At 71.8% G+C, this 18,922-nt stretch carries 20 protein-coding genes; 12 read left to right on the top strand and 8 right to left on the bottom strand.

What is annotated here, in order from left to right:
- Window positions 1-12 precede the first annotated feature (12 nt).
- The gene (locus ACIBH1_RS12325; RefSeq protein ID WP_397313756.1) at window positions 13-627 is read left to right on the top strand and encodes a TetR/AcrR family transcriptional regulator; all 615 of its coding nucleotides are present in this window, start codon (window positions 13-15) and stop codon (window positions 625-627) included.
- Here ACIBH1_RS12325 and ACIBH1_RS12320 read toward each other — a convergent pair.
- Window positions 597-1,538, bottom strand: coding sequence for a helix-turn-helix domain-containing protein (locus ACIBH1_RS12320; RefSeq protein ID WP_397313755.1), 942 nt, complete (start codon window positions 1,536-1,538; stop codon window positions 597-599). The genes ACIBH1_RS12325 and ACIBH1_RS12320 overlap by 31 nt on opposite strands.
- Before the next feature lie 101 nt (window positions 1,539-1,639).
- Between ACIBH1_RS12320 and ACIBH1_RS12315 the strand changes: the two genes are divergently transcribed.
- Complete coding sequence (locus ACIBH1_RS12315; protein ID WP_397313754.1) at window positions 1,640-2,677, top strand: saccharopine dehydrogenase NADP-binding domain-containing protein; 1,038 nt, start codon at window positions 1,640-1,642, stop codon at window positions 2,675-2,677.
- 63 nt (window positions 2,678-2,740) lie between these two features.
- On the opposite strand, the gene ACIBH1_RS12310 is transcribed toward ACIBH1_RS12315, so the two are convergent.
- Both ACIBH1_RS12310 and ACIBH1_RS12305 read right to left on the bottom strand, forming a co-directional pair.
- On the bottom strand, window positions 2,741-3,532 hold the full coding sequence (locus tag ACIBH1_RS12310) for an FAD-dependent monooxygenase (RefSeq protein ID WP_397313753.1): 792 nt from the start codon (window positions 3,530-3,532) through the stop codon (window positions 2,741-2,743).
- 208 nt (window positions 3,533-3,740) lie between these two features.
- Entirely contained in the window at window positions 3,741-4,079 is a 339-nt protein-coding gene (locus ACIBH1_RS12305; RefSeq protein WP_049561989.1) for a DoxX family protein, read from the bottom strand.
- A 364-nt stretch (window positions 4,080-4,443) separates the two neighbouring features.
- Between ACIBH1_RS12305 and ACIBH1_RS12300 the strand changes: the two genes are divergently transcribed.
- From ACIBH1_RS12300 to ACIBH1_RS12290, 3 genes are all read left to right on the top strand, one after another.
- Window positions 4,444-5,085, top strand: a complete 642-nt coding sequence (locus ACIBH1_RS12300) for a TetR/AcrR family transcriptional regulator (RefSeq protein WP_397313752.1) — start codon at window positions 4,444-4,446, stop codon at window positions 5,083-5,085.
- A 65-nt stretch (window positions 5,086-5,150) separates the two neighbouring features.
- Entirely contained in the window at window positions 5,151-5,960 is an 810-nt protein-coding gene (locus ACIBH1_RS12295) for an alpha/beta fold hydrolase (RefSeq protein WP_397313751.1), read from the top strand.
- Between the two features lie 50 nt (window positions 5,961-6,010).
- Window positions 6,011-6,856, top strand: a complete 846-nt coding sequence (locus ACIBH1_RS12290) for an NAD(P)-binding domain-containing protein (RefSeq protein WP_397313750.1) — start codon at window positions 6,011-6,013, stop codon at window positions 6,854-6,856.
- Here ACIBH1_RS12290 and ACIBH1_RS12285 read toward each other — a convergent pair.
- Both ACIBH1_RS12285 and ACIBH1_RS12280 read right to left on the bottom strand, forming a co-directional pair.
- Window positions 6,843-7,778, bottom strand: a complete 936-nt coding sequence (locus tag ACIBH1_RS12285) for an NADP-dependent oxidoreductase (RefSeq protein WP_397313749.1) — start codon at window positions 7,776-7,778, stop codon at window positions 6,843-6,845. The genes ACIBH1_RS12290 and ACIBH1_RS12285 overlap by 14 nt on opposite strands.
- Window positions 7,779-7,886: 108 nt before the next feature.
- A complete protein-coding gene (locus ACIBH1_RS12280; RefSeq protein WP_397313748.1) occupies window positions 7,887-9,062 on the bottom strand; it encodes an erythromycin esterase family protein in 1,176 nt (391 codons plus the stop codon).
- A 91-nt stretch (window positions 9,063-9,153) separates the two neighbouring features.
- Between ACIBH1_RS12280 and ACIBH1_RS12275 the strand changes: the two genes are divergently transcribed.
- From ACIBH1_RS12275 to ACIBH1_RS12265, 3 genes are read left to right on the top strand one after another with little or no spacing between them, the layout of a single operon-like run.
- Window positions 9,154-9,837, top strand: a complete 684-nt coding sequence (locus ACIBH1_RS12275) for a TioE family transcriptional regulator (protein ID WP_397313747.1) — start codon at window positions 9,154-9,156, stop codon at window positions 9,835-9,837.
- Between the two features lie 45 nt (window positions 9,838-9,882).
- The gene (locus tag ACIBH1_RS12270) at window positions 9,883-10,203 is read left to right on the top strand and encodes a PadR family transcriptional regulator (RefSeq protein WP_397313746.1); all 321 of its coding nucleotides are present in this window, start codon (window positions 9,883-9,885) and stop codon (window positions 10,201-10,203) included.
- Window positions 10,200-11,063, top strand: a complete 864-nt coding sequence (locus tag ACIBH1_RS12265) for an HD domain-containing protein (RefSeq protein WP_397313745.1) — start codon at window positions 10,200-10,202, stop codon at window positions 11,061-11,063. The genes ACIBH1_RS12270 and ACIBH1_RS12265 overlap by 4 nt, the downstream gene beginning before the upstream one ends.
- 69 nt (window positions 11,064-11,132) lie before the next feature.
- Here the strand turns inward: ACIBH1_RS12265 and ACIBH1_RS12260 are convergent, their stop codons facing one another.
- Window positions 11,133-11,270, bottom strand: coding sequence for a hypothetical protein (locus ACIBH1_RS12260; RefSeq protein ID WP_397313744.1), 138 nt, complete (start codon window positions 11,268-11,270; stop codon window positions 11,133-11,135).
- A gap of 1 nt (window position 11,271) precedes the next feature.
- Between ACIBH1_RS12260 and ACIBH1_RS12255 the strand changes: the two genes are divergently transcribed.
- The 3 genes from ACIBH1_RS12255 (at window position 11,272) to ACIBH1_RS12245 (ending at window position 15,885) form a co-directional block, all read left to right on the top strand.
- A complete protein-coding gene (locus ACIBH1_RS12255; protein ID WP_397313743.1) occupies window positions 11,272-11,424 on the top strand; it encodes a hypothetical protein in 153 nt (50 codons plus the stop codon).
- A 201-nt stretch (window positions 11,425-11,625) separates the two neighbouring features.
- Complete coding sequence (locus ACIBH1_RS12250) at window positions 11,626-13,068, top strand: FAD-dependent monooxygenase (RefSeq protein ID WP_397313742.1); 1,443 nt, start codon at window positions 11,626-11,628, stop codon at window positions 13,066-13,068.
- A gap of 156 nt (window positions 13,069-13,224) precedes the next feature.
- On the top strand, window positions 13,225-15,885 hold the full coding sequence (locus ACIBH1_RS12245; protein WP_397313741.1) for an alpha-amylase family glycosyl hydrolase: 2,661 nt from the start codon (window positions 13,225-13,227) through the stop codon (window positions 15,883-15,885).
- A 52-nt stretch (window positions 15,886-15,937) separates the two neighbouring features.
- Here the strand turns inward: ACIBH1_RS12245 and ACIBH1_RS12240 are convergent, their stop codons facing one another.
- Entirely contained in the window at window positions 15,938-16,927 is a 990-nt protein-coding gene (locus ACIBH1_RS12240; RefSeq protein ID WP_397313740.1) for a hypothetical protein, read from the bottom strand.
- A 79-nt stretch (window positions 16,928-17,006) separates the two neighbouring features.
- Here ACIBH1_RS12240 and ACIBH1_RS12235 point away from each other — a divergent pair, with 79 nt between their 5' ends.
- Window positions 17,007-17,591: a TetR/AcrR family transcriptional regulator gene (locus ACIBH1_RS12235; RefSeq protein ID WP_397313739.1), complete on the top strand. Its 585-nt coding sequence runs from the start codon at window positions 17,007-17,009 to the stop codon at window positions 17,589-17,591.
- On the opposite strand, the gene ACIBH1_RS12230 is transcribed toward ACIBH1_RS12235, so the two are convergent.
- Entirely contained in the window at window positions 17,588-18,814 is a 1,227-nt protein-coding gene (locus ACIBH1_RS12230; RefSeq protein ID WP_397313738.1) for an alpha/beta hydrolase family protein, read from the bottom strand. The two genes, ACIBH1_RS12235 and ACIBH1_RS12230, sit on opposite strands and share 4 nt — an antisense overlap.
- Between the last annotated feature and the right edge of the window lie 108 nt (window positions 18,815-18,922).

The following is an 18,922-nucleotide window of genomic DNA, read 5'->3' as shown; positions in this document are numbered from 1 at the left end:
TATCATGGAAGGGTGCCGCCGACCAACCCCGCCCGTCGCAGGGCCCTCGCCGACGCCGCCATCGAGCTGCTGGCCGCATCCGGCGTGCACGGGGTGACCCACCGGGCCGTCGAGAAGGCCGCCGGCCTGCCGACGGGGACGGCCTCCAACTACTTCCGCAGCCGCGAGGCGCTGCTGTTGGCGGCGGCCGAACGCATCGTCGAGCTGCACCGTGCCGACATGGATCAGGCGGCGGAACACCACGACGCCGCCGGCCGTACCAGCCTCGAACAACAGCTCGCCGACCTGATCGCCGGGTCGTTGCACGGCGCGGCCACCAGGTTGCGCGGCCGCTATCTGGCGATCTTCGAGCTGCAGCTCGAAGCCGGCAGGCGCCCGGCCCTGGCGCAGGCGCTGGCCGGGCTGCAGGAGGTGTCGCTGCGCTTCACCGCCGACCACCACGCCCAGCTGGGGCTGGCCGTCCCCGCCACGGCGGTGCCCACGCTGGTCACCTTGTACGGCGGGGCGCTGTTCACGCTGGTGACGATGCCGCCCGAGCACGTCAGCCGCGACGGGGCGCAGGCGATCGCCGAGGCCATCGTGCGGGGCGCGCTGGATCAGAGCACGCCGCGAAACGAGCGCCGGTAGGCGTCGGGCGTGACCCCCACCACGCGCTTGAACTGCCGCCGCAGCGTCGTGGCCGTGCCCATGCCGGTCGCCCGCGCCACCGACTCGACGCTCTCCTCGCTGCTCTCCAGCAGTTCCTGCGCCCGGCGCACCCGCTGGGCCAGCAACCACTGCAACGGCGTCTGCCCTGACACCGACCGGAACCGCCGTCCCAGATGGCGCGGGCTCATGTTCGCCCTGCGCGCCAGGTCGGCCACGCTCAACGGCCGCTCCAGCCGGCCCAGTGCCCAGGCCATCAGCTCAGCCAGCACGTGCTCGCCCTCGACCTGCACCGGCGCCGCCACGAACTGCGCCTGCCCGCCCGGCCGGTGCGGCGGCATGACCAGCCGCCGCGCCACCGAGTTGGCGATCGCCGCCCCGTGGTCGAGGTGCACCACATGCAGGCACAGGTCCACCGCCGCCGCCTTGCCCGCTGCCGTGAGCACGCTGCCGTTGTCGGTGTAGAGAACGTCCGGGTCGACGTCGGCCAGGGGATGGCGCGCCCGCAGCTCCTCGGCGTGCGCCCAGTGCGTCGTGGCCCGCCGCCCGTCCAGCAGCCCGGCCGCGCCGAGCACGAACGCCCCCGTGCACAGCGAAGCCACCCGCGCCCCCGCCCGATGCGCCGCCCGCACCGCCTCGACGACCTCGGCCGGCGGCGGCACGTCGACGTCGGCGCTGGCGGGCACGATCACCAGGTCGGCCGAGGCCACCCGGTCCAGCCCGTGATCGGGTTCGACCAGGAACGGCCCCACCCGCACCGGGGCGGGCCCGCACAGCAGCACCTCGTACCAGCCCTGGGTGGCTTCGCGCGGGGGGTTGCCGAAGATCTCGCAGGCGACCCCGAGCTCGAAGTGCAGCAGGTCGCCCGCGGCGACGATGGCGACAACCGGCATGTCCGAAAGTGTACGCATGATGGCGTTTCGGACCATCACGGCCGAGCCGGGCCGCCCGCCAGACTGGGGTGACTTCAGACCTTCGATGAACGGATTGAACGATGAGCACGACTGGCCCGGTGGTGGTGTACGGGGCGACGGGTCACACCGGCCGCTTCGTCGTGGCCGAACTGCGGCGGCGCGGTATCGCGACCGTCCTGTCCGGCCGTGACGAGGCGCGGCTGGACAAGCTGGCGGCCGAACTGGGCGGCCAGGACGGCCTTCCCGCCGTAGCCGCGGCCTCCGCCGACGACCCGGCGGCCCTGGACGCGGCGCTGGCGGGAGCGGCAGCGGTGATCAACTGCGCCGGGCCGTTCGCCGTCACCGGCGGCCCGCTCATCGAGGCGGCCCTGCGCGCCGGCATCCCGTACGTCGACGTCGCCGCCGAGATCGAGGCCAACGCCGCCGCCTTCGCCACCCACGCCGAAGCCGCCCGCCAGGCGGGCGTCGAGGTCGTGCCCGCCATGGCCTTCTACGGCGGCCTGGGCGACCTGCTGGCCACCGCGGCCCTGGACGGCGCGACGTCGGCCGAGGAGGTCCACGTCGCCTACGGCCTGAGCAGCTGGCACCCCACCCCCGGCACCCGGACCGCGGGCCAGGTCTCCCACGAGCGCCGCGCTGGCCGCCGGGTGCGCTACACCGGCGGCGCCCTGCAGTACCACGACGACGCCCCCGTCCAGCAGGACTGGGACTTCCCCCAGCCGCTGGGGCGGCGCCCGGTGATCGCCGAGTTCAGCATGGCCGACATCGTCACCGTTCCCAGCCACGTCGACGTCCCCGAGGTGCGCACCTCCATGATCGTGCAGGCCGCCCGCGACCTGGCCGACCAGGGCACCCCCGCGCCGCGGGCCGCCGACGATCAGGGCCGCTCGGACCAGACGTTCGTCGTCGACGTGCGCGTCCGCGTCGCGGGCCGCGAGCGCCGGGCCGTCGCGCGCGGGCAGGACATCTACGCCATCAGCGCCCCGCTCGCGGTGGAGGCGGTCGAGCGCCTGCTGACCGGCCGGGGCCGCACCACCGGCGTGGCCTCGGCCGGGGCGATGTTCGACGCGGCCGACTTCCTGCGGGCCCTGAGCCCGCACCTGTCGGTCAGCTGGTAGAGAGCCGAGAAAAGCGGCCACGGACGCGCGGGTGGTCTCCATCGACCACCCGGTGCGACGCGATCAACGGCGACGCCTGAGCCGGTTGGCCGCCGCGAGCACAGGCACCGCCGCGGTGACGACGGCCGCGCCCACCGGTGTGCCGGTGGCCAGGATCCAGCGGACGGTCCGCATGGCCAGGATGAGAACCTCGCTTCCGCGCACCCGCATGTCCGCCTCGAACCGGCTGACCGCCACGGGGACAGTGCAGGAGCCGTCGGTGACGTCACACAGGTGGCTCAGCAGGCCGGCGGCATCACGGATGGCCGCACCCGCTCCCATCCCGGCGGTCGGCGGAGTGGCGTGCACGGCGTCTCCGAGGGCGGTGATGCGACCGGCGGGCCAAGGGGCGAGATCCCGCACCCGTGAGGGCGCGGCGTTGAAGCGGAAGGCGGCGACGCTGCCCGGATCGGCCGCGGCGATGACCTCGAGCGGGCGTTCCGTCCACCCGTGGCGGCGGAACCTGGCCAGCAGCGCGTCACGCAGGTGCTCCTCTCGCAGCGCACGGAACGCGTCGGTCTCGGCGCTTTCGGGAAACATCGCGCCCCAGATGTAGGTGGGTCCGGTGGTGACCGCGCAGCGTCCCTCGGGAGCGTCAAGTACGGCGTTGCCCACGGGGTCGAGGAAGCCTACGTAAAGCGCCGCGCCATGGGGAGCGATGACCATTCCCGAGCGGGGCCCGAGCCGCCGCCGCTCGCGCGGGCCGAGGTCGGCGGCAGCCGTACGGCCGGAGAAGCCGACGATTCCAGCGGAGGAGCTCGTCGGGCCCCCAGCCAGGTGGCGGGCGACCAAGGAGTGGGTGCCGTCGGCCCCCACGACCAGGTCGCCGCGATGGATCGTCCCGTCGGCCAGTACGGCATGCGGGGCGCCGGGGGGATGATCAGGGGTGCCGGGAAAGCGTCAGGCATGTGAGGCAAGTGGGCGCGCAAGGAACGTGCCTCACCCGTTATCTAGGGGTGTCGTCAGGCACGTTCGTCATGTGCGAGACGTGCCGCTCAAGAGCGATGCCGTGGCCGGGGTTGGTTCACCGCGCGGTCAGGCTCGTGACGAGCGAGGCCACGGCCAGCACGAAGTACACGGCCCACGGGCCGATCCGCAGGGGGCGCGCCCGCACCTCAGGGACGAACGCAACCACGAAATAGGCGACGAGGCAGGCGGCGGCCACCGTCCCGAGTACTGGCACGGCCAGCCCCACCAGCAGCCCGACGGCCCCCGCCCCGAGCACGAACCCGAGCGGGACCTGCCAGGAGACCGGAACACCTTGCCTTTCGGCCTGCGCCCGCCCGTAGGGGTGCCGGGCGAGATTGGCGACGGCGGCCATGCCGACGACCGCAGCCGTCAGCAGCGTAATGGCGACATACATGCCACAAGGACGATCCAGCACGCACAGTTGTGACATCCCGGGTATGTGTGTCGTAGTCCGGCCCGGGGCGATGGGTGACGCCCGCCCAAGCCAGGCGGGGCCAGGGAAGTCAGGGCGACGCGCCCGCTTGCCACAGACCGATCCCCGGAGATCCGGGCCAATACATACTGCACACGGTCCGGCACGTCCCGCAATCTCCGAAGATCCTGGGAAGGCTCTTCTCAACGCCTCGGCGACCAGGGAAATACCATCCCGGTACCTGGTGACAGCTTCGTTAACGACAGGCCCTGATGGCGCAGGTACGGGGACTTCCCATGGGCGGTACGGTACGGTACCGTTCCAGGAGGCGGCGAAAGAGGTGCCCATGAGCAGCCCGGCGCAACTGAGATCGGTCCGCAAACGGCAGGAGATCATCGACGCCGCCCAGTCGGTGTTCCTCGACAAGGGCTTCGCCGGAGCCAGCGTGGACGAGGTGGCCGCACTCGCCTCCACCTCGAAGCGCACCGTCTACGGGCTCTTCCGCGACAAGAAGGGGCTGTTCACCGCGGTGATCACCGAGGCGATCGACGCCGCCGAACACCGCTCGCACGACAGCGTCGAGGCGCTGGCGACCAGTCAGGACCTCGCCACCGACCTGCGTGCCTTCGCCCGAAGGCACATCGTGGACGTCATCCAGCCCCACCTCATGAGGCTGCGCCGGCTGATCATCGGCGAGGCCGAGCGTTTCCCCGACCTGGCGAGTGTCTGGCAGGCCGAAGGCCCCGGCCGCGGTCACGCCACCCTGGCGCGGGTCTTCACCGCACTGGCCGAGCGCGGCCTGCTGAGAGCGGCCGACCCGGAGCTGGCGGCCCAGCACTTCAACTGGCTGATCCTGTCGATCCCGCTGAACCAGGCCATGTTCCGCACCGACGACGACCACCACTCCCCCGCCGACCTCGAGTACTACGCCGACGAGGGAATCAGGGTGTTCCTGGCCGCCTACGGCAGCGACCGACCGCAGCGCTGACGTCCCTGAGCAGAATCCCCGCATGTCCCGAAGTCCATCACCACCGGAGGATCATGATGTCCAAGGTGACCTCGGCAGACGGCACACTCGTCGCCTACCAGCGCTTCGGCGGCGACGGCCCACCGCTCATCCTGATCACGGCGGCTCTGAGCGACCGCACCGCGTCCACCGAGCTGGCCGAGCAACTGGCGCCCGAGCTTTCCGCGATCACCTACGACCGGCGCGGACGCGGCGGCAGCGGCGGCCTCGGCGACTGGACTCTCCAGCGTGAGATCGAGGATCTCGCCGCCCTCATCGAGGAGGCCGGTGGCAACGCCGCGGTGTACGGCCACTCCTCCGGGGCGGCCCTGGCCTTGCACGCGGCCGCCGCCGGGCTGCCGATCACCAAGCTCATCCTGCACGAGCCGCCCTTCACTCCCGCTCAGGAGGGTCAGGACCCGCACGAGAGCCAGGCCGCTGAGGAGCGGGCCGGACGGGAGGAGGCCGAAACCATTCGAGCCCTGCTCGCCCAGGGCCGGAAGGCCGAGGCCATCGCGGCGTTCCTGGCGCCCACCGGCATGCCGCAGGAGATGGTCGAGCACATGAGCAACGACCCCGCCGTCCAGGCCGTCGCCCACACATTGCCGCACGACCCGTACGAGGTGGTCAGCGCCGCCAGCAGAGGTGGTGCCACACCGGCCGAGCAGGCGGCCGCCGTGTCCATCCCCACGCTCCTGCTGTGCGGCGGTGACAGCTTTCCCTGGATGATCGAGAGCGCCGCCCAGCTCGCCGCCGCCATGCCCGACGGGCGTCATCACGTCATGCCGGGCCAGCATCACGTCGCCGCACCGGAAGTCCTGGGACCGCTGCTGACTCGCTTCGTGCTCGGCACCTGAGCTTCGACGGGACCGGCGACCCGGATCTTGGGCGCGCGGGGCGGACCGGCATGCTCGTCCTGACAGCGCCGGACGACAAGGGAGACATCATGCCGGGCATCGGGATCATCGGCGTCGGCGAGATCGGCCGGGCCATCGTCGAGGGCCTGTGCGAGGGCCCACACGAGGGCCCACACGAGGGCCTAGACGCGCACGGTGGCGGAGCGCCGGCGATCCAGCTGTCGCCGCGCGGCGCCGCCACGGTCGCGCGGCTGGCCGGGCGCTACGCCACCGTGCGCGTCTGCGACAGCAACCAGGCGGTCGCCGACGCCTCGGACGTGGTGATCATCGCCGTCCGCCGCCCGGACCTGCACCAGGCGCTGGACGGCCTGCACGTGGCCGACGACAAGACCGTGATCAACGTGATGGCCGGCGTCTCCCTAGGCGAGCTGCGCCAGATCCTGGGCACCAAGGCCGCGCTGGTGCGGGCCATCCCGCTGCCCGCCGTACGGGAACGCCGCTCCGTCACCGTGACCCACCCCTCGCACCCGGTCGCCGACGCCCTGTTCGACAGGCTGGGAGGGGCGCTGCCGGTCGCCGACGAGGCGGCCTTCGACGTGCTGTCGGCGCTGACCGGGACGCTGACCACCCACTACGCCTACCTCGCCACGCTCGCGTCGTGGGCGGCCGGGCACGGCATCGCCCCCGATGTCGCCGACGGCTACGTGCGCGGCCTGTTCCAGGGCGTCGGCCGCTCCCTCGGCGACGGGACCCGATCGTTGCAGCAGCTCGCGGCCGACCACGAGACCCCGAACGGGAGCAACGAGCGGATCCGCACCACCTGGTTCGACGCCGCCAACGCGAGCGCCCTGACCGATGCGCTGGACGGCCTGCTGGCCGGGCTCAGGGCACGATGACGAGCTTGCCGCGCACCCCTCCCTGCTCCAGCAGCGCGTGAGCCGTACCGGCCTCCTCCAGCGGGAACGTGCGCGCGACCCGCAGCCGCAGCGCTCCCTCGTCCACGAGGGCGGACAGCTCGGCCAGGCGCGCCGGGTCCGGGTGCGCCCAGACGACGGTGCTCTTGATGTCGCGCCCCTCCTCGGGCATGCCGTGCATGACCAGCGACAGGAACTGCCCGCCGTCCCTGACCGCGGCGTGCGCCAGGCCGACCACGACGGCCGGGTCGACGGCGGCGTCGACGCCGCCGGGCACGACATCCCGTACGGCATCGGCCAGGCCGTCGCCGCCCTCGACGAAGTAGGCGGCGCCGAACCCGCGCACCAGGTCCTCGTCGGATGGCCTGGCCGCGGCGACGACCCGGATGCCGCGCCGGGAGGCCAGCTGGGTGAGGAAGCCGCCGACGTTCCCGGCCGCGCCGGTCACCAGCAGCGTCGATCCGGGCTGCAGCGCCAGGTGGTCGAGGCAGACCAGCGCGGTCATGCCGCCCAGCGGCAGCCCGGCCGCTTCCTGAGCGCTCGCCCGCTGCGGCGCGGCGGCGAGCACGGCCGGGTCGGCGACGCAGTATTCGGCGTAGGTGCCGCTGTCGTGGGCGAGGTTGAGCGACAGGCCGATCACGCGGTCGCCGGGCCGCAGGCCGCCCGCCTCCGGCCCGGCCGCGTCGACGACCCCGGCGAGGTCGACGCCGAGGCCGGTGGACTCGCGCGGCTCGGCCATCCCTGCGGCCTGCATGCCGCCGGTGCGGACGAACACGTCGAGCGGGTTGACCGACGCGGCCTCGATCCGGACCCGGACCTGGCCGGGGCCCGGCTCGGGTAACGGGAGGTCGGCGACCTCCAGCGCCTCGGGGCCACCGTAGCCGCGCACCACGACTGCTCGCATGGACTCTCCTTCGAAGGGGGGAAGTTCCTTGATCGTAAGAAGGCGTCCGCCAGCTGGACAGCCCTTACTTCAACAATCAACGAACTGGCGAGTCCCAGCGCAGAAGCGTCAGCCGACCTTGCGGACGTCGCTCACCCGCCGCAGGAAGACGACCGCGTCGACCTGGTCGAGATGGGCGGCATCCAGCGGGAAGTAGGCGAAATCCCCGGTGGTGCGCCGCGAGGGCGTCTCGGCCACCTCGGGCAGGCGGCGGGCGTCGACGAGCGCGTGCTCCCAAGGCAGCGTGGACAGGGCGCCCTCGACGGTGTCGGGCGCGGGGACGTCGTCGGCGACCGCGCCGAAAGCCGAGGCCAGGAAGGCGTAGCGCTCGCCCAGGCCCGCCGAGATGATCGCTCCCGCGCTCCACCACCGCAGCTGGTGGTCGCCGAAGGACATCACGGTCAGGTGGCGCTGCAGGTGCAGGTTGGAGGCGAAGACCAGGGCGGGGCCGTGCTCCGCTGTGGCGCGCAGGTTGGCGGCCATCATCGCGTCGCGCAGGGCCGACAGGCGGCTCCAGCGCAGCGGGGAGTCGTCGGCCATCCAGTAGTGGTAGCGCAGCAGGCCGGTGGCGGTGCGCGCGTACAGGGCCGCCAGCTCCCTGTCCCCGGCCGTCAGCTGCGGCGCCTGCAGTTCGAGCAGGGCCGCCAGGTCGTCGGCGATCAGGCGCAGCCGCTGGGCCTCGGCGGTCCTGCCGATCGACTGGGAGGAGTCCATGGCGGCGGCCTGGTTCGACCACCGCTCGTCGGCCCCCAGCAGTTCCTCCAGGGCCTCGGCGGTGACGATCCCCTCGCGCAGCGGGCCGTCGAGCAGGGCGTACAGGCCGGTGAGCGCCTCGCGCGGGCTCGCCGCCCAGTACTCCAGGGGGCCGTCGAAGCCGTGGAAGCGCACCTTGTCGTCGTGGTCCTGGTTGTAGGACCGCATCCAGCGCACGAGCTCGCGGTTTGCGGCGACGGTGCCGAAGTCGTGGCTGAAGCCGCGCTCCATGACGTCGTCGAGGCTGCCCTCGCCGGTGGTGACGTAGGCGTCGACCAGGCGGCCCTTGAGGCAGTCGCTCTCGATGGCGAACACGCGGTAGCCCTCGTGCTCGACCAGGTGACGGAAGATCTCGTTGCGCAGCTCGCCCAGTTCGCCCACGAAGTGCCTGGCCTCGCCGAGGCCGAGCAGCTGGGGACGGGAGGCCAGCGAGCGCAGGAACGCCGAGATGCCCGCGCCGTCGAGCTGCCAGGCGATGTCCTTGATATCCATGCCTTCAACGCTATCGTTGAACATTCGGTGTAAACTTGGACCACCGTTTGGCCTGATTTATCGGCATGAACCCTCCATCGGTGGTGCACCTGTGAGACCCGTGGACCTGGCGCGCGAACACGGCCTGTCCACCCAGGCCATCAGAAACTACGAGGAGGCCGGCATCCTGCCCGCCGCCGCGCGCACCGCCAGCGGCTATCGCAGCTACACCCCCACGCACGCCCACGCCCTGCGCGCCTTCCTCGCCCTGGCCCCAGGGCACGGCCATCAGACAGCCGCCGCGATCATGCGGGCGGTCCACCGCGGCGCCGTCGACGAGGCGCTGCGCGTCATCGACGACAGCCACGGCCTGCTCCTCGACGACCGCCGAACCCTCCAGGCCGTCGAGGCGGCCCTGCGCGACCTGGCGCCGCTGCCGCAGGAACGCGGGGAGACCTTCATCGGCCCGCTGTCGCGGCGGCTGGGCCTGCGCCCCGCGACCTTGCGCAAGTGGGAGCAGGCCGGGCTCATCCGGCCACGCCGCGACCCGCAGACCGGCTACCGCGTCTACAGCGCCACCGACGTACGGGACGCCCGGCTGGCCCACCAGCTCCGGCGCGGCGGCTACCTGCTGGAGCAGATCGCCCCGCTGATCGCCCAGGTCCGCGCGGCCGGAGGCGTCGGCCCGCTGGAGTCGGCGCTGCGCGACTGGCAGGCCCGCCTGTCCTCGCGGGGCCGCGCCATGCTCAGCGGGGCGGCCGCCCTCGACGCCTACCTGCGCGCTCGCGAGGGCTGACAACTGTGGCCCCGCGGCAAGCCCGGGGCTATGTAGAGTTCGAGCATGGGTGAACCCCGGATGACACTCCAGCTCCAGGCGGTCCTGGAGGTGTTCTTCGCCGACCCCGCACGGGTCCGCTACGGGCTGGAACTGTGCAACGCGACCGCGCTGCCCTCCGGCACGATCTACGTGATCCTCGCCCGGCTCGAAGGCTGCGGCTGGGTCGAGAGCGCCTGGGAGCCGAGCGCCGACTACGACGGGTCCGGCCGCCCCAGGCGCCGCTACTACACGATCACCGACAAGGGCCGCGCCGCCGCCCCGGCGGCCGTCAACCGGGCGTACGGCAAGCGCCGCCAGCCCCCGCCCTCCTGGGTGCCGGCATGAACGACCTGGTCCGACGAGCCCACACAGTCGCCGCCTACTGGCATCGGGGGCAGCTGCGCAAGAGCGGTGAACCGTACATCACCCACCCGGAGGCCGTCGCACGAATCCTCACCGAGCTCGGCGCCGGCGACGACACCGTGCTGATCTGCGCGGCCCTCCTGCACGACGTCCTCGACGACACCGCCTGCCCCCAGGAGCAGCTGCGCGCCGAGTTCGGCGACGAGATCACGGACCTGGTCCTGGAGGTGCAGGGCTTCGCCTACGACACCTCGCAACCGGTCAGCGAGCGCTGCCGCACGCTCAAGCTGGCCGACCGGCTGCACAACATGCGCACCGCCGACTTCCTGCCCGCCGAGAAGGCGCGTCTCAAGGCGCGCGAGACACTCGAGGTGTTCGTGCCCATGGCGCAGCAGCTGGGCCTGGGGCGGCTACGCGACGAGCTCGACGCCCTCGCCACGGCGCGCCAGGGTGACGGCGGGCTGGCCTTCCAGGCGGTCAGCACCGGCGCCGTGCTGCTGCCCGCGCACGCCCGCGACAGGTACGTGGAGGAGTGGCAGAGCGACCTGCACCGGCTGCCCGGGCGGCGCGAACGGCTGCTCTACACGCTGCAGCTGCTGGCGAGCATGCCCCGCCTGGCAGCCGCCCTTCGCACCCCGCTGTCGGCGCCGCGCGCGGCGCTGGGGCGGTGGCTGCGATGGCTGCTGCGCTCCAACCTGCGCACCTGGGCCGTGCTCACGCCGCCCCTGGCGTGGCTGGTGCTGGACGCCGGCAGCCGCAGCGAAGCACTCACCCTGCTGATCACCATCCCGCCCCTGCTGGGAGCGGGAGTCGAGTGGCTGCGAGCCCGGCTCAAACGCTGAGACCCGGGCCCAGGTCCCGGCCGGTGACGGACGAAACGTCGACGGAGGACAGGAAGGCCATGGCAGGCGTCATCCGCTGGCACCCTGCCAGAGCGGGCTGGCTGCGGTGAACATCGCCACGAACGACTCGTGCGAGGTGAGGAGCGGGCGGATGCCGCCGTCCGTCATGACCCCCGTCTCGACGTCGAGCACCTGGTCGGAGTCCACCGTGCAGGAGAGGCAGGCCCAGCAGCCGCGGATCGGGCATCGCCGGGAGCCCGTCGAGAGCGACGAGCGCCCCGTCGGCCGCGTCGGCCACGAGCACCGACAGGTCCTGCGTCTGTACGGCCAGCAGGGCACGGGCCACGGTACGCCTCGGTGACTCGTTCATGATCGGATATTAGTTGGACGCGACCAGGTCAGGGCTTGTAGCGTTGAAGCAGACCGTGACATCGCCCGAGGAGGTGGGACCCATGAACGCTGGACCGACGTGGGTGCTCCCCTCTGGGATCACGGCCGGGCGACTGACGTAGGTGTCGCCGGGGGCGCCTTCCTGACAAGGCACTCCCGAAAGGCAACACCGATGAACTTTTCGCCTTCTACCGCCGAGCCGTACGACGTGATCATCGCCGGCTGCGGCCCGACCGGCGCGATGCTCGCCGCCGAGCTGCGACTGCACGAGGTGCGGGTCCTGGTCCTGGAGAAGGACACCGAGCCCGCGTCGTTCGTCCGCATCGTCGCCCTGCACATCCGCAGCCTGGAGCTGATGGCGATGCGCGGCCTGCTGGAGCGGCTGCTCGAGCACGGACGGCGGCGCCCGGCCGCCGGATTCTTCGCCGCCATCAACAAGCCCGCGCCCAAGGGCATCGACTCGGCGCACAACTACCTGCTGGGCATCCCGCAACCGGTCATCGTCCGCCTGCTCGAAGAGCACGCGCTCGCGTTGGGCGCGCAGGTCAGGCGCGGTCGCGCCGTGGCCGGGCTCGAGCAGGACGACGACGGCGTGACTATCGAGTTGGACTCCGGCGAACGGCTGCGGACCCGTTTCCTCGTCGGCTGCGACGGCGGGCGCAGCACGGTGCGCAAGCTGCTCGGCGTCGGCTTCCCCGGCGAGCCCTCGCGCAACGACACGCTGATGGGCGAGATGGAGGCGGCCGCGCCGCAGGAGGAGATCGCCGCCAAGGTGGCCGAGGTCAGCGCGACGCACCAGCGGTTCTGGCTCAGGCCCTTCGGCGCGGGCGTCTACAGCGTCGTGGTCCCCGTCGCGGGTGTGGCCGATCGCACGCAACCGCCAGCCCTGGAGGACTTCCGCCACCACCTGCGCGCCGTCGCCGGGACCGACTTCGGCGTGCACTCACCGCGCTGGCTGTCGCGCTTCGGGGACGCCACCCGGCTGGCCGAGCACTACCGGGTCGGGCGGGTGCTGCTGGCGGGAGACGCCGCGCACATCCATCCGCCCATCGGCGGGCAGGGGCTCAACCTGGGCCTCCAGGACGCGTTCAACCTCGGCTGGAAGCTGGCCGCCCAGGTGCGCGGCTGGGCGCCGGACACCCTGCTCGACACCTACGAGGCCGAATGCCATCCGGTCGCCGAGGCCGTACTCGACAACACGCGCGCCCAGACGGAACTGCTGTCCACCGAACCGGGCCCGCAGGCCGTACGGCGGCTGCTCACCGAGCTCATGGACTTCGACGAGGTCAACCGCCACCTGCTGGAGAAGATCACCGCTACCGGCATCCGCTACGACTTCGGCCCGGGCCCTGACCTGGTCGGCCGCCGCCTGCCCGACCTGGAGCTGAAGCAGGGGCGGTTGTACGACGTGCTGCGTGGCGGGCGCGGCCTGGTGCTGGACCGCACGGAGCGCCTGGACGTGGGCACCTGGTCGGACCGGGTCGACTATCTCGCCGATCCGACGGTCGCGCTGGACGGTCCCGGGGTGCTGCTGCGGCCCGACGGTCACGTCGCCTGGGTCGGGGACGACCAGGGGGAGCTGGACGAGCACCTCTGCCGGTGGTTCGGCGCGTGACCACGGGTGCTGGCCGGGGGACGCCTCGGCCAGCACCTCCGCGCCTGCACCCGGCTCGCAAGAAATTTCAGCAATTTTCAGCAGATCATTGCAATCGCCGCAACCTCTGAGTAATTTCCGGGCAACACCCCCGATTTGCTGCCCAAGGGATCAGACATGCGTGTGACCGCGCGCCTGGCCACGCTCGCCGCCGCGAGCCTGGTGGCGACCCTCTCCCCTCCCCCGACCGCCTCGGCGGCCACCTCCGTCACCGTCTTCTACGCCACGACCTGGACCACGGCCAACATCCACTACGCCCCCACCGGCGGAACCTGGACCACCGCCCCCGGCCTGCCCATGGGCGAAACGGCCTGCGCGGGCTGGAAGAAGAAGACCATCGACCTCGGCACCGCCACCGGACTCAAGGCCGCCTTCAACAACGGCTCCGGCACCTGGGACAACAACGGCGGAGGCGACTACACCCTCGGCCTCGGCACGACCACCGTCAAGGACGGCGCCGTCACCGCCGGCGCCGCCGACCCCTGCGCCCCGCAGACCCCCGACACCACGCCGCCCAGCACGCCCGCCTCCCTGACCGCCACCGCCCAGGGCACCACGATCAAGCTGAGCTGGACCGAGTCCACCGACGACGTCGCCGTCACCGGCTACCGGATCTCGCGCACGAAGGGCTCCGGCGCCCCGCAGACCCTGACCACCGGGACCGGCACGGTCTACACCGACGCCGGGCTGGACCCCGACACGACCTACACCTACACGGTCAGGGCCGTGGACGCGGCCGCCAACGCCTCACCCGCCAGCGCCCCGGCCAGCGCCGAGACGGGCTCGGCCCCGCAACCCGTCCCCGGCACACCGCTCGGCGGCGACCCCCGCGAGGACAGCATCTACTTCGTCATGACCGCCCGCTTCAACGACGGCGACTCCTCCAACAACCGCGGCGGCAGCCAGCACGTCAAGTCCGGCAACGCCGCCAACGACGACCCCATGTTCCGCGGCGACTTCAAGGGCCTGATCGACAAGCTCGACTACATCAAGGGCCTCGGCTTCTCCGCCCTCTGGATCACGCCGGTCGTGCTGAACCGCTCCGACTACGACTTCCACGGCTATCACGGCTGGGACTTCTACCGCGTGGACCCGCGCCTGGAGTCGCCGCAGGCCACCTACCAGGACCTCATCAACCAGGCGCACGCCAAGGGCATCAAGATCTACCAGGACGTGGTCTACAACCACAGCTCCCGCTGGGGAGCCAAGGGCCTGTTCGTCCCGCCCGTGTGGGGCGCGCGCGACGCCGAGTGGCGGTGGATGTACAGCGAGAAGGTGGCGGGCAAGGAGTACAACCCGCTCGACGAGCACCAGGGCGACGACCCGGCGATGAGCGCGGCGGAGAACGCCAGGGCCAAGGGCCGGCCGTACAACGGCGACCTCTGGCACACCTCCGCGCCCGCCGGCAACACCTGCCCGAACTTCGGCACGCCCAACGGTCAGCGCTCCCCCGAGGGTTACCTCATCCGCCACTGCCAGTGGCCCAGCCCCACGACCGGCATGTTCCCCGCGCAGTACTACCACCAGTGCTGGATCGGCAACTGGGAGGGTTCGGACTCCAAGAGCTGCTGGCTGCACGACGACCTGGCCGACCTCAACACCGAGAGCAAGGCGGTCCAGGACTACCTGATCGACGTCTACAACACCTACATCGACATGGGCGTGGACGGCTTCCGCATCGACACCGCCGTGCACATCTCCAGGCTCATGTGGAACCGGCACTTCCTGCCCGCCATCCAGCAGCACGCCCAGGCCGTACACGGCGACAAGGCCAAGGACTTCTACGTCTTCGGCGAGGTCGCCGCCTTCGTGCACGACAAGTGGAACCGCGGCTCGGTCAACCACAGCCCGCAGTTCTACACCTGGAAGGAACGGAGAGACTACGACGCCGACGACGCCAAGGCGGTGGTCGAGCAGTACGACTACGAGAACCTGATGGGTACGGCACAGCAGCCCACCACCGACAACGCCTTCCTTCGCGGCAACGACTACCACGCGCCCGACCATTCGAGGTTCTCCGGCATGAACGTCATCGACATGCGCATGCACATGAACTTCGGCCAGGCCTCCAACGCCTTCCACAACGGCAAGGACAGCGACGACAGCTACAACGACGCCACCTACAACACCGTCTACGTCGACTCCCACGACTACGGCCCGAACAAGTCCACCGTCCGCTACGCGGAAGGCACCGAGGCGTGGGCGGAGAACATGGCGCTGATGTGGACCTTCCGCGGCATCCCGACGCTCTACTACGGCTCGGAGATCGAGTTCCAGAAGGGCAGGCCCATCGACTGCGGTCCGACGTGCCCGCTGGCCACCACCGGCCGCGCCTACTACGGCGACCACCTCGCCGGCACGGTGCGGGCCGGTGACTTCGGCGTCGTCACCGAGTCCTCGGGGGCGGTGGCGGACACGCTCAGGAAGCCGCTCGCCCAGCACGTCCAGCGGCTCAACCAGATCCGGCGCGCGGTGCCGGCCCTGCAGAAGGGCCAGTACTCCACGGCCGGGGTCAGCGGCAACATGGCGTTCAAGCGCCGCTACACCAGCGGCGACGTGGACAGCTTCGCGCTGGTCACCGTCACCGACGGCGCCACCTTCACCGGCGTGCCCAACGGCACCTACGTGGACGTGGTCACCGGTCAGAGCGTCACGGTCACCAACGGCACGCTGACGGTCGCCGCGCCCGGCAAGGGCAACGCCCGCGTCTACGTGCGCGCGGTTCCGGGCAGGCCCGCGCCGGTCAAGATCGGTACGGCGGGGCCGTACCTGAAGTAGCTCCACGGTGGCGTCCCCTCGAGGCGAGGGGACGCCACGTCGTCGCCGCGGATCACATCAGGGTGGCGCCGATCTCGGCCATCCGTTCGGCCGCGTAGCCGGGGTCGATCAACGCCTCGGGAGTGTGAAGCCCAGGCATCACGGGGTCGCCGCGCAGGCCGAGCAGCCGCTCGAGGCCGAGGGCGACGCCGAGCGCCGTCAAGGGACGCTGCCCCTCCGGGTGAAGAAGGTAGCGGCTGGTCCTGAGCGGGGCGCCCGCGCGGTCCACGCCCTCGAGGTCGATCCTGATCTCCGTGGACGCGGGCCCGCCTGCCCGCCTGCCCGCCGACTCACCGACCGCGAACGCGAAACGCACGTTGGGCGCGCCGGTCGCGACGGCCAGGCTCGGCACGTCGAGGATGGGCACGATCTGTCCGGGCAGCACGGCTCCATCGACGCTGGTGACCATGACCTGCGCGTCAGGACCGCTGACCCAGTCGAAGACTCCGTCGCGGCGCACGTGCCCGCTGGAGGTGGCGGCCAGCAGGCGTGTCATGTCCTCCGCCGCCGCGGGCCCGCCGCTGTCCTGCTCGTCCAGCACCCCGCTGACCTCGATGGCGTCGAGCCGGTCGAACTCCCTGGCGAGGTCGAGTACCGCCAGGACGACGAGCCCGGCGTACCAGTGGCTGGCCAGCAGGATCGGCGCCGCGCCGGCCCGCAGTCCCGCGGCGACGACCTCGGGGCCGATGTCGACCAGGCCGCTGGAGATGCTGACGTACGGCAGGCCGCGGTCCTGCGCGTAACGCAGTCCGTTCAGGTGACTGTCTCGCACCATGGCCACGACCGCCGAGTAGCTGCCGCCCTGCTGCAGGCCGAGGTCGCCTCGCCGCAGATCGATGGTCGCGGCGGTCGCCCCGCCGAGCTCGTCGGCGACCCGCCGGGCGCGGCCGAGATCCCGGCCCGCGATCGTCAGCGGCAGCTCCGGATACCACCGGCGCAGGAGCGCGGCGGTTGCCGCGCCCGCCTGGCCGGACCCGCCCATGATCAGTACGGAGTGCTCCACGGTGATGCCCTCCCACTAAGCTTCATTATGTAACTTACATTTTGTAGCTTATGATGGCAGGCAACACAAGGGGAGGCCGATGACCACGGGATCGACTCGTCTGTCCAAGCCGGCCAGGCGGGAACAACTACTCGACACCGCCCTGGCGATCGTGCGCGCCCACGGCACCGAGGGCCTCACGCTGCTCACCCTGGCCGAGGCCGCGGGGGTGAGCAGGCCGATCGTCTACGACCACTTCGGCACCCGCCCCGGCCTGCTGATCGCCCTCTACCGCAGACTCGAGCAGCGACACCGGGCCGCCTCGGAGGAGGCCCTGCGTGACGCCCCGCCCGCCCCCCGCGAGATCGCCCGCGTCCTGAGCGCCGCCTACTTCGCCTGCGCCACCGACATGCCCGAGTGGACCGCCATCTCGGCCGCCCTCAAGGGCAACCAGGAGATGGAGGCGATCGAGCACGAACTGCTCGACGGCTACACCGACCTGATGGCCACCGCTCTGCGACCGTACTCCCGGCTCACCCGGCAAGCCCTCCGGCTGCGCTGCGTGGGCGCACTGGGCGCGGCGGAGGCGATCGCCGCGGAGCTGAACCGGGGGCGGACCACCGTCGCCGAGGCCGTGGAGGCGCTGACCGACTTCACCGCGGGCAGCATCGACGCCCGGACCTAGGCAGGCGTCGTCATGCACACCGTGACCTCGGGATACGTCTGCGACGTCTGATCGAACAGCGGCTGCGGCGTGCCGCGCAGGTGCAGGTCGAGGAAGGCGGCCACGTACGCGCGGGTGATCTCCATCGACCGGGCGGCAGGCAGCGTCGCGCCGGTATCCAGACCGGCCTGCTCCCCCAGCACCGAGATGTCGGTGAACGAGGCATGCCCGGCGCCGGCGACCACCAGCCAGCGCTTCCACCCGGTGAGGTGCTGCCAGGCGGCCTGCCACGAGGCGGCTTCCCGGCCTCCCGGCGTGCGCGTCGCCTGCGACCCGAGCAGCAGGTACGGCTTGCGCAGCCCGCTCGCCGGCACGGGCACGACGGCCAGTCCGTCGACGTTCACCCCGGCCTTGATCCGGGAGTCTTTCAGCAGCGCCGCCACCGAGCTGGCACCGCCCACGGAGTGCCCGGCCATGGCGATCCTGGCAGGGTCGATGAGCCCCGCCCCCTTCCACCCGGGCCGCGGCCCGGTCAGCTGGTCGACGACGAACGAGACGTCGTCGGCGCGGGTGGCGCCCACCTTGTCCCAGAAGGCCTGGTCGTGCGGCTGGACCTGGCAGGCCGTACAGGTGACCACCCGGCCGCCGGGGAAGACGGTGGCGATGTTCTCGTGGGTGTGACTGATGGAGGCCACGACGTAGCCCCTGCTCGCCAGATCCTCGGCGAGGCCGGTGAGCGAGCTGCGCGTCTTCTCGAAGCCAGGGGAAAGCACGACCAGGGGCAGCTCGCGTGCCTTGCCCGCCGCCGGGGCGTCGCTGAAGGCATGCGTGCGCGTCCGGGTCAGCAGGTCGGCCGGCACACCGGTCACACCCGCGTCCTTCAAGGTGAGCTCCGACTCCACCGCGCTCATGTACGGCGCCGCCTGCCCACCCGCCCTCGCGGCCGGGTACCACAAGGAGACCATGAGCTCCCTGGACGTCGATCCAGCGTCCCAGGGATCGGGGCGCGAGGTGTCGGTGAGGTGCAGCGAGGTGGTGCCGACCGGCTGGGAACCGGTCGGCTCCGGGAGCGAGAGCACGGTGTCTCGCGCCGTCTTGGGAGGCTCGGCGGAGACGCCCGGAGAGGGATTGCGCGACGGCCGATCCACGGAGCCGCTCCCGGCCTCGGGACCGGACACCGGCGCGCACGCGGTGATCGCCGAAGCAAGCACTCCGGCCGCGATAACCATCTTTCGAAGTTCCACGACGGCGACGCTAGGCGCGGGCGGCTCTCCGCCGCGTCGGCCGCCGTGCCGATCTGCGCGGGCCGGGTCATCATGGCGATGTAGTCACGCAGGCCGACGCGCCCCTTA

Source organism: Nonomuraea sp. NPDC050663, from assembly GCF_044456985.1.
In the GTDB taxonomy this organism is placed as follows: domain Bacteria; phylum Actinomycetota; class Actinomycetes; order Streptosporangiales; family Streptosporangiaceae; genus Nonomuraea.
Note: the sequence above shows the minus strand (reverse complement) of the source record. Positions and strands in the feature narration are given on the sequence as shown.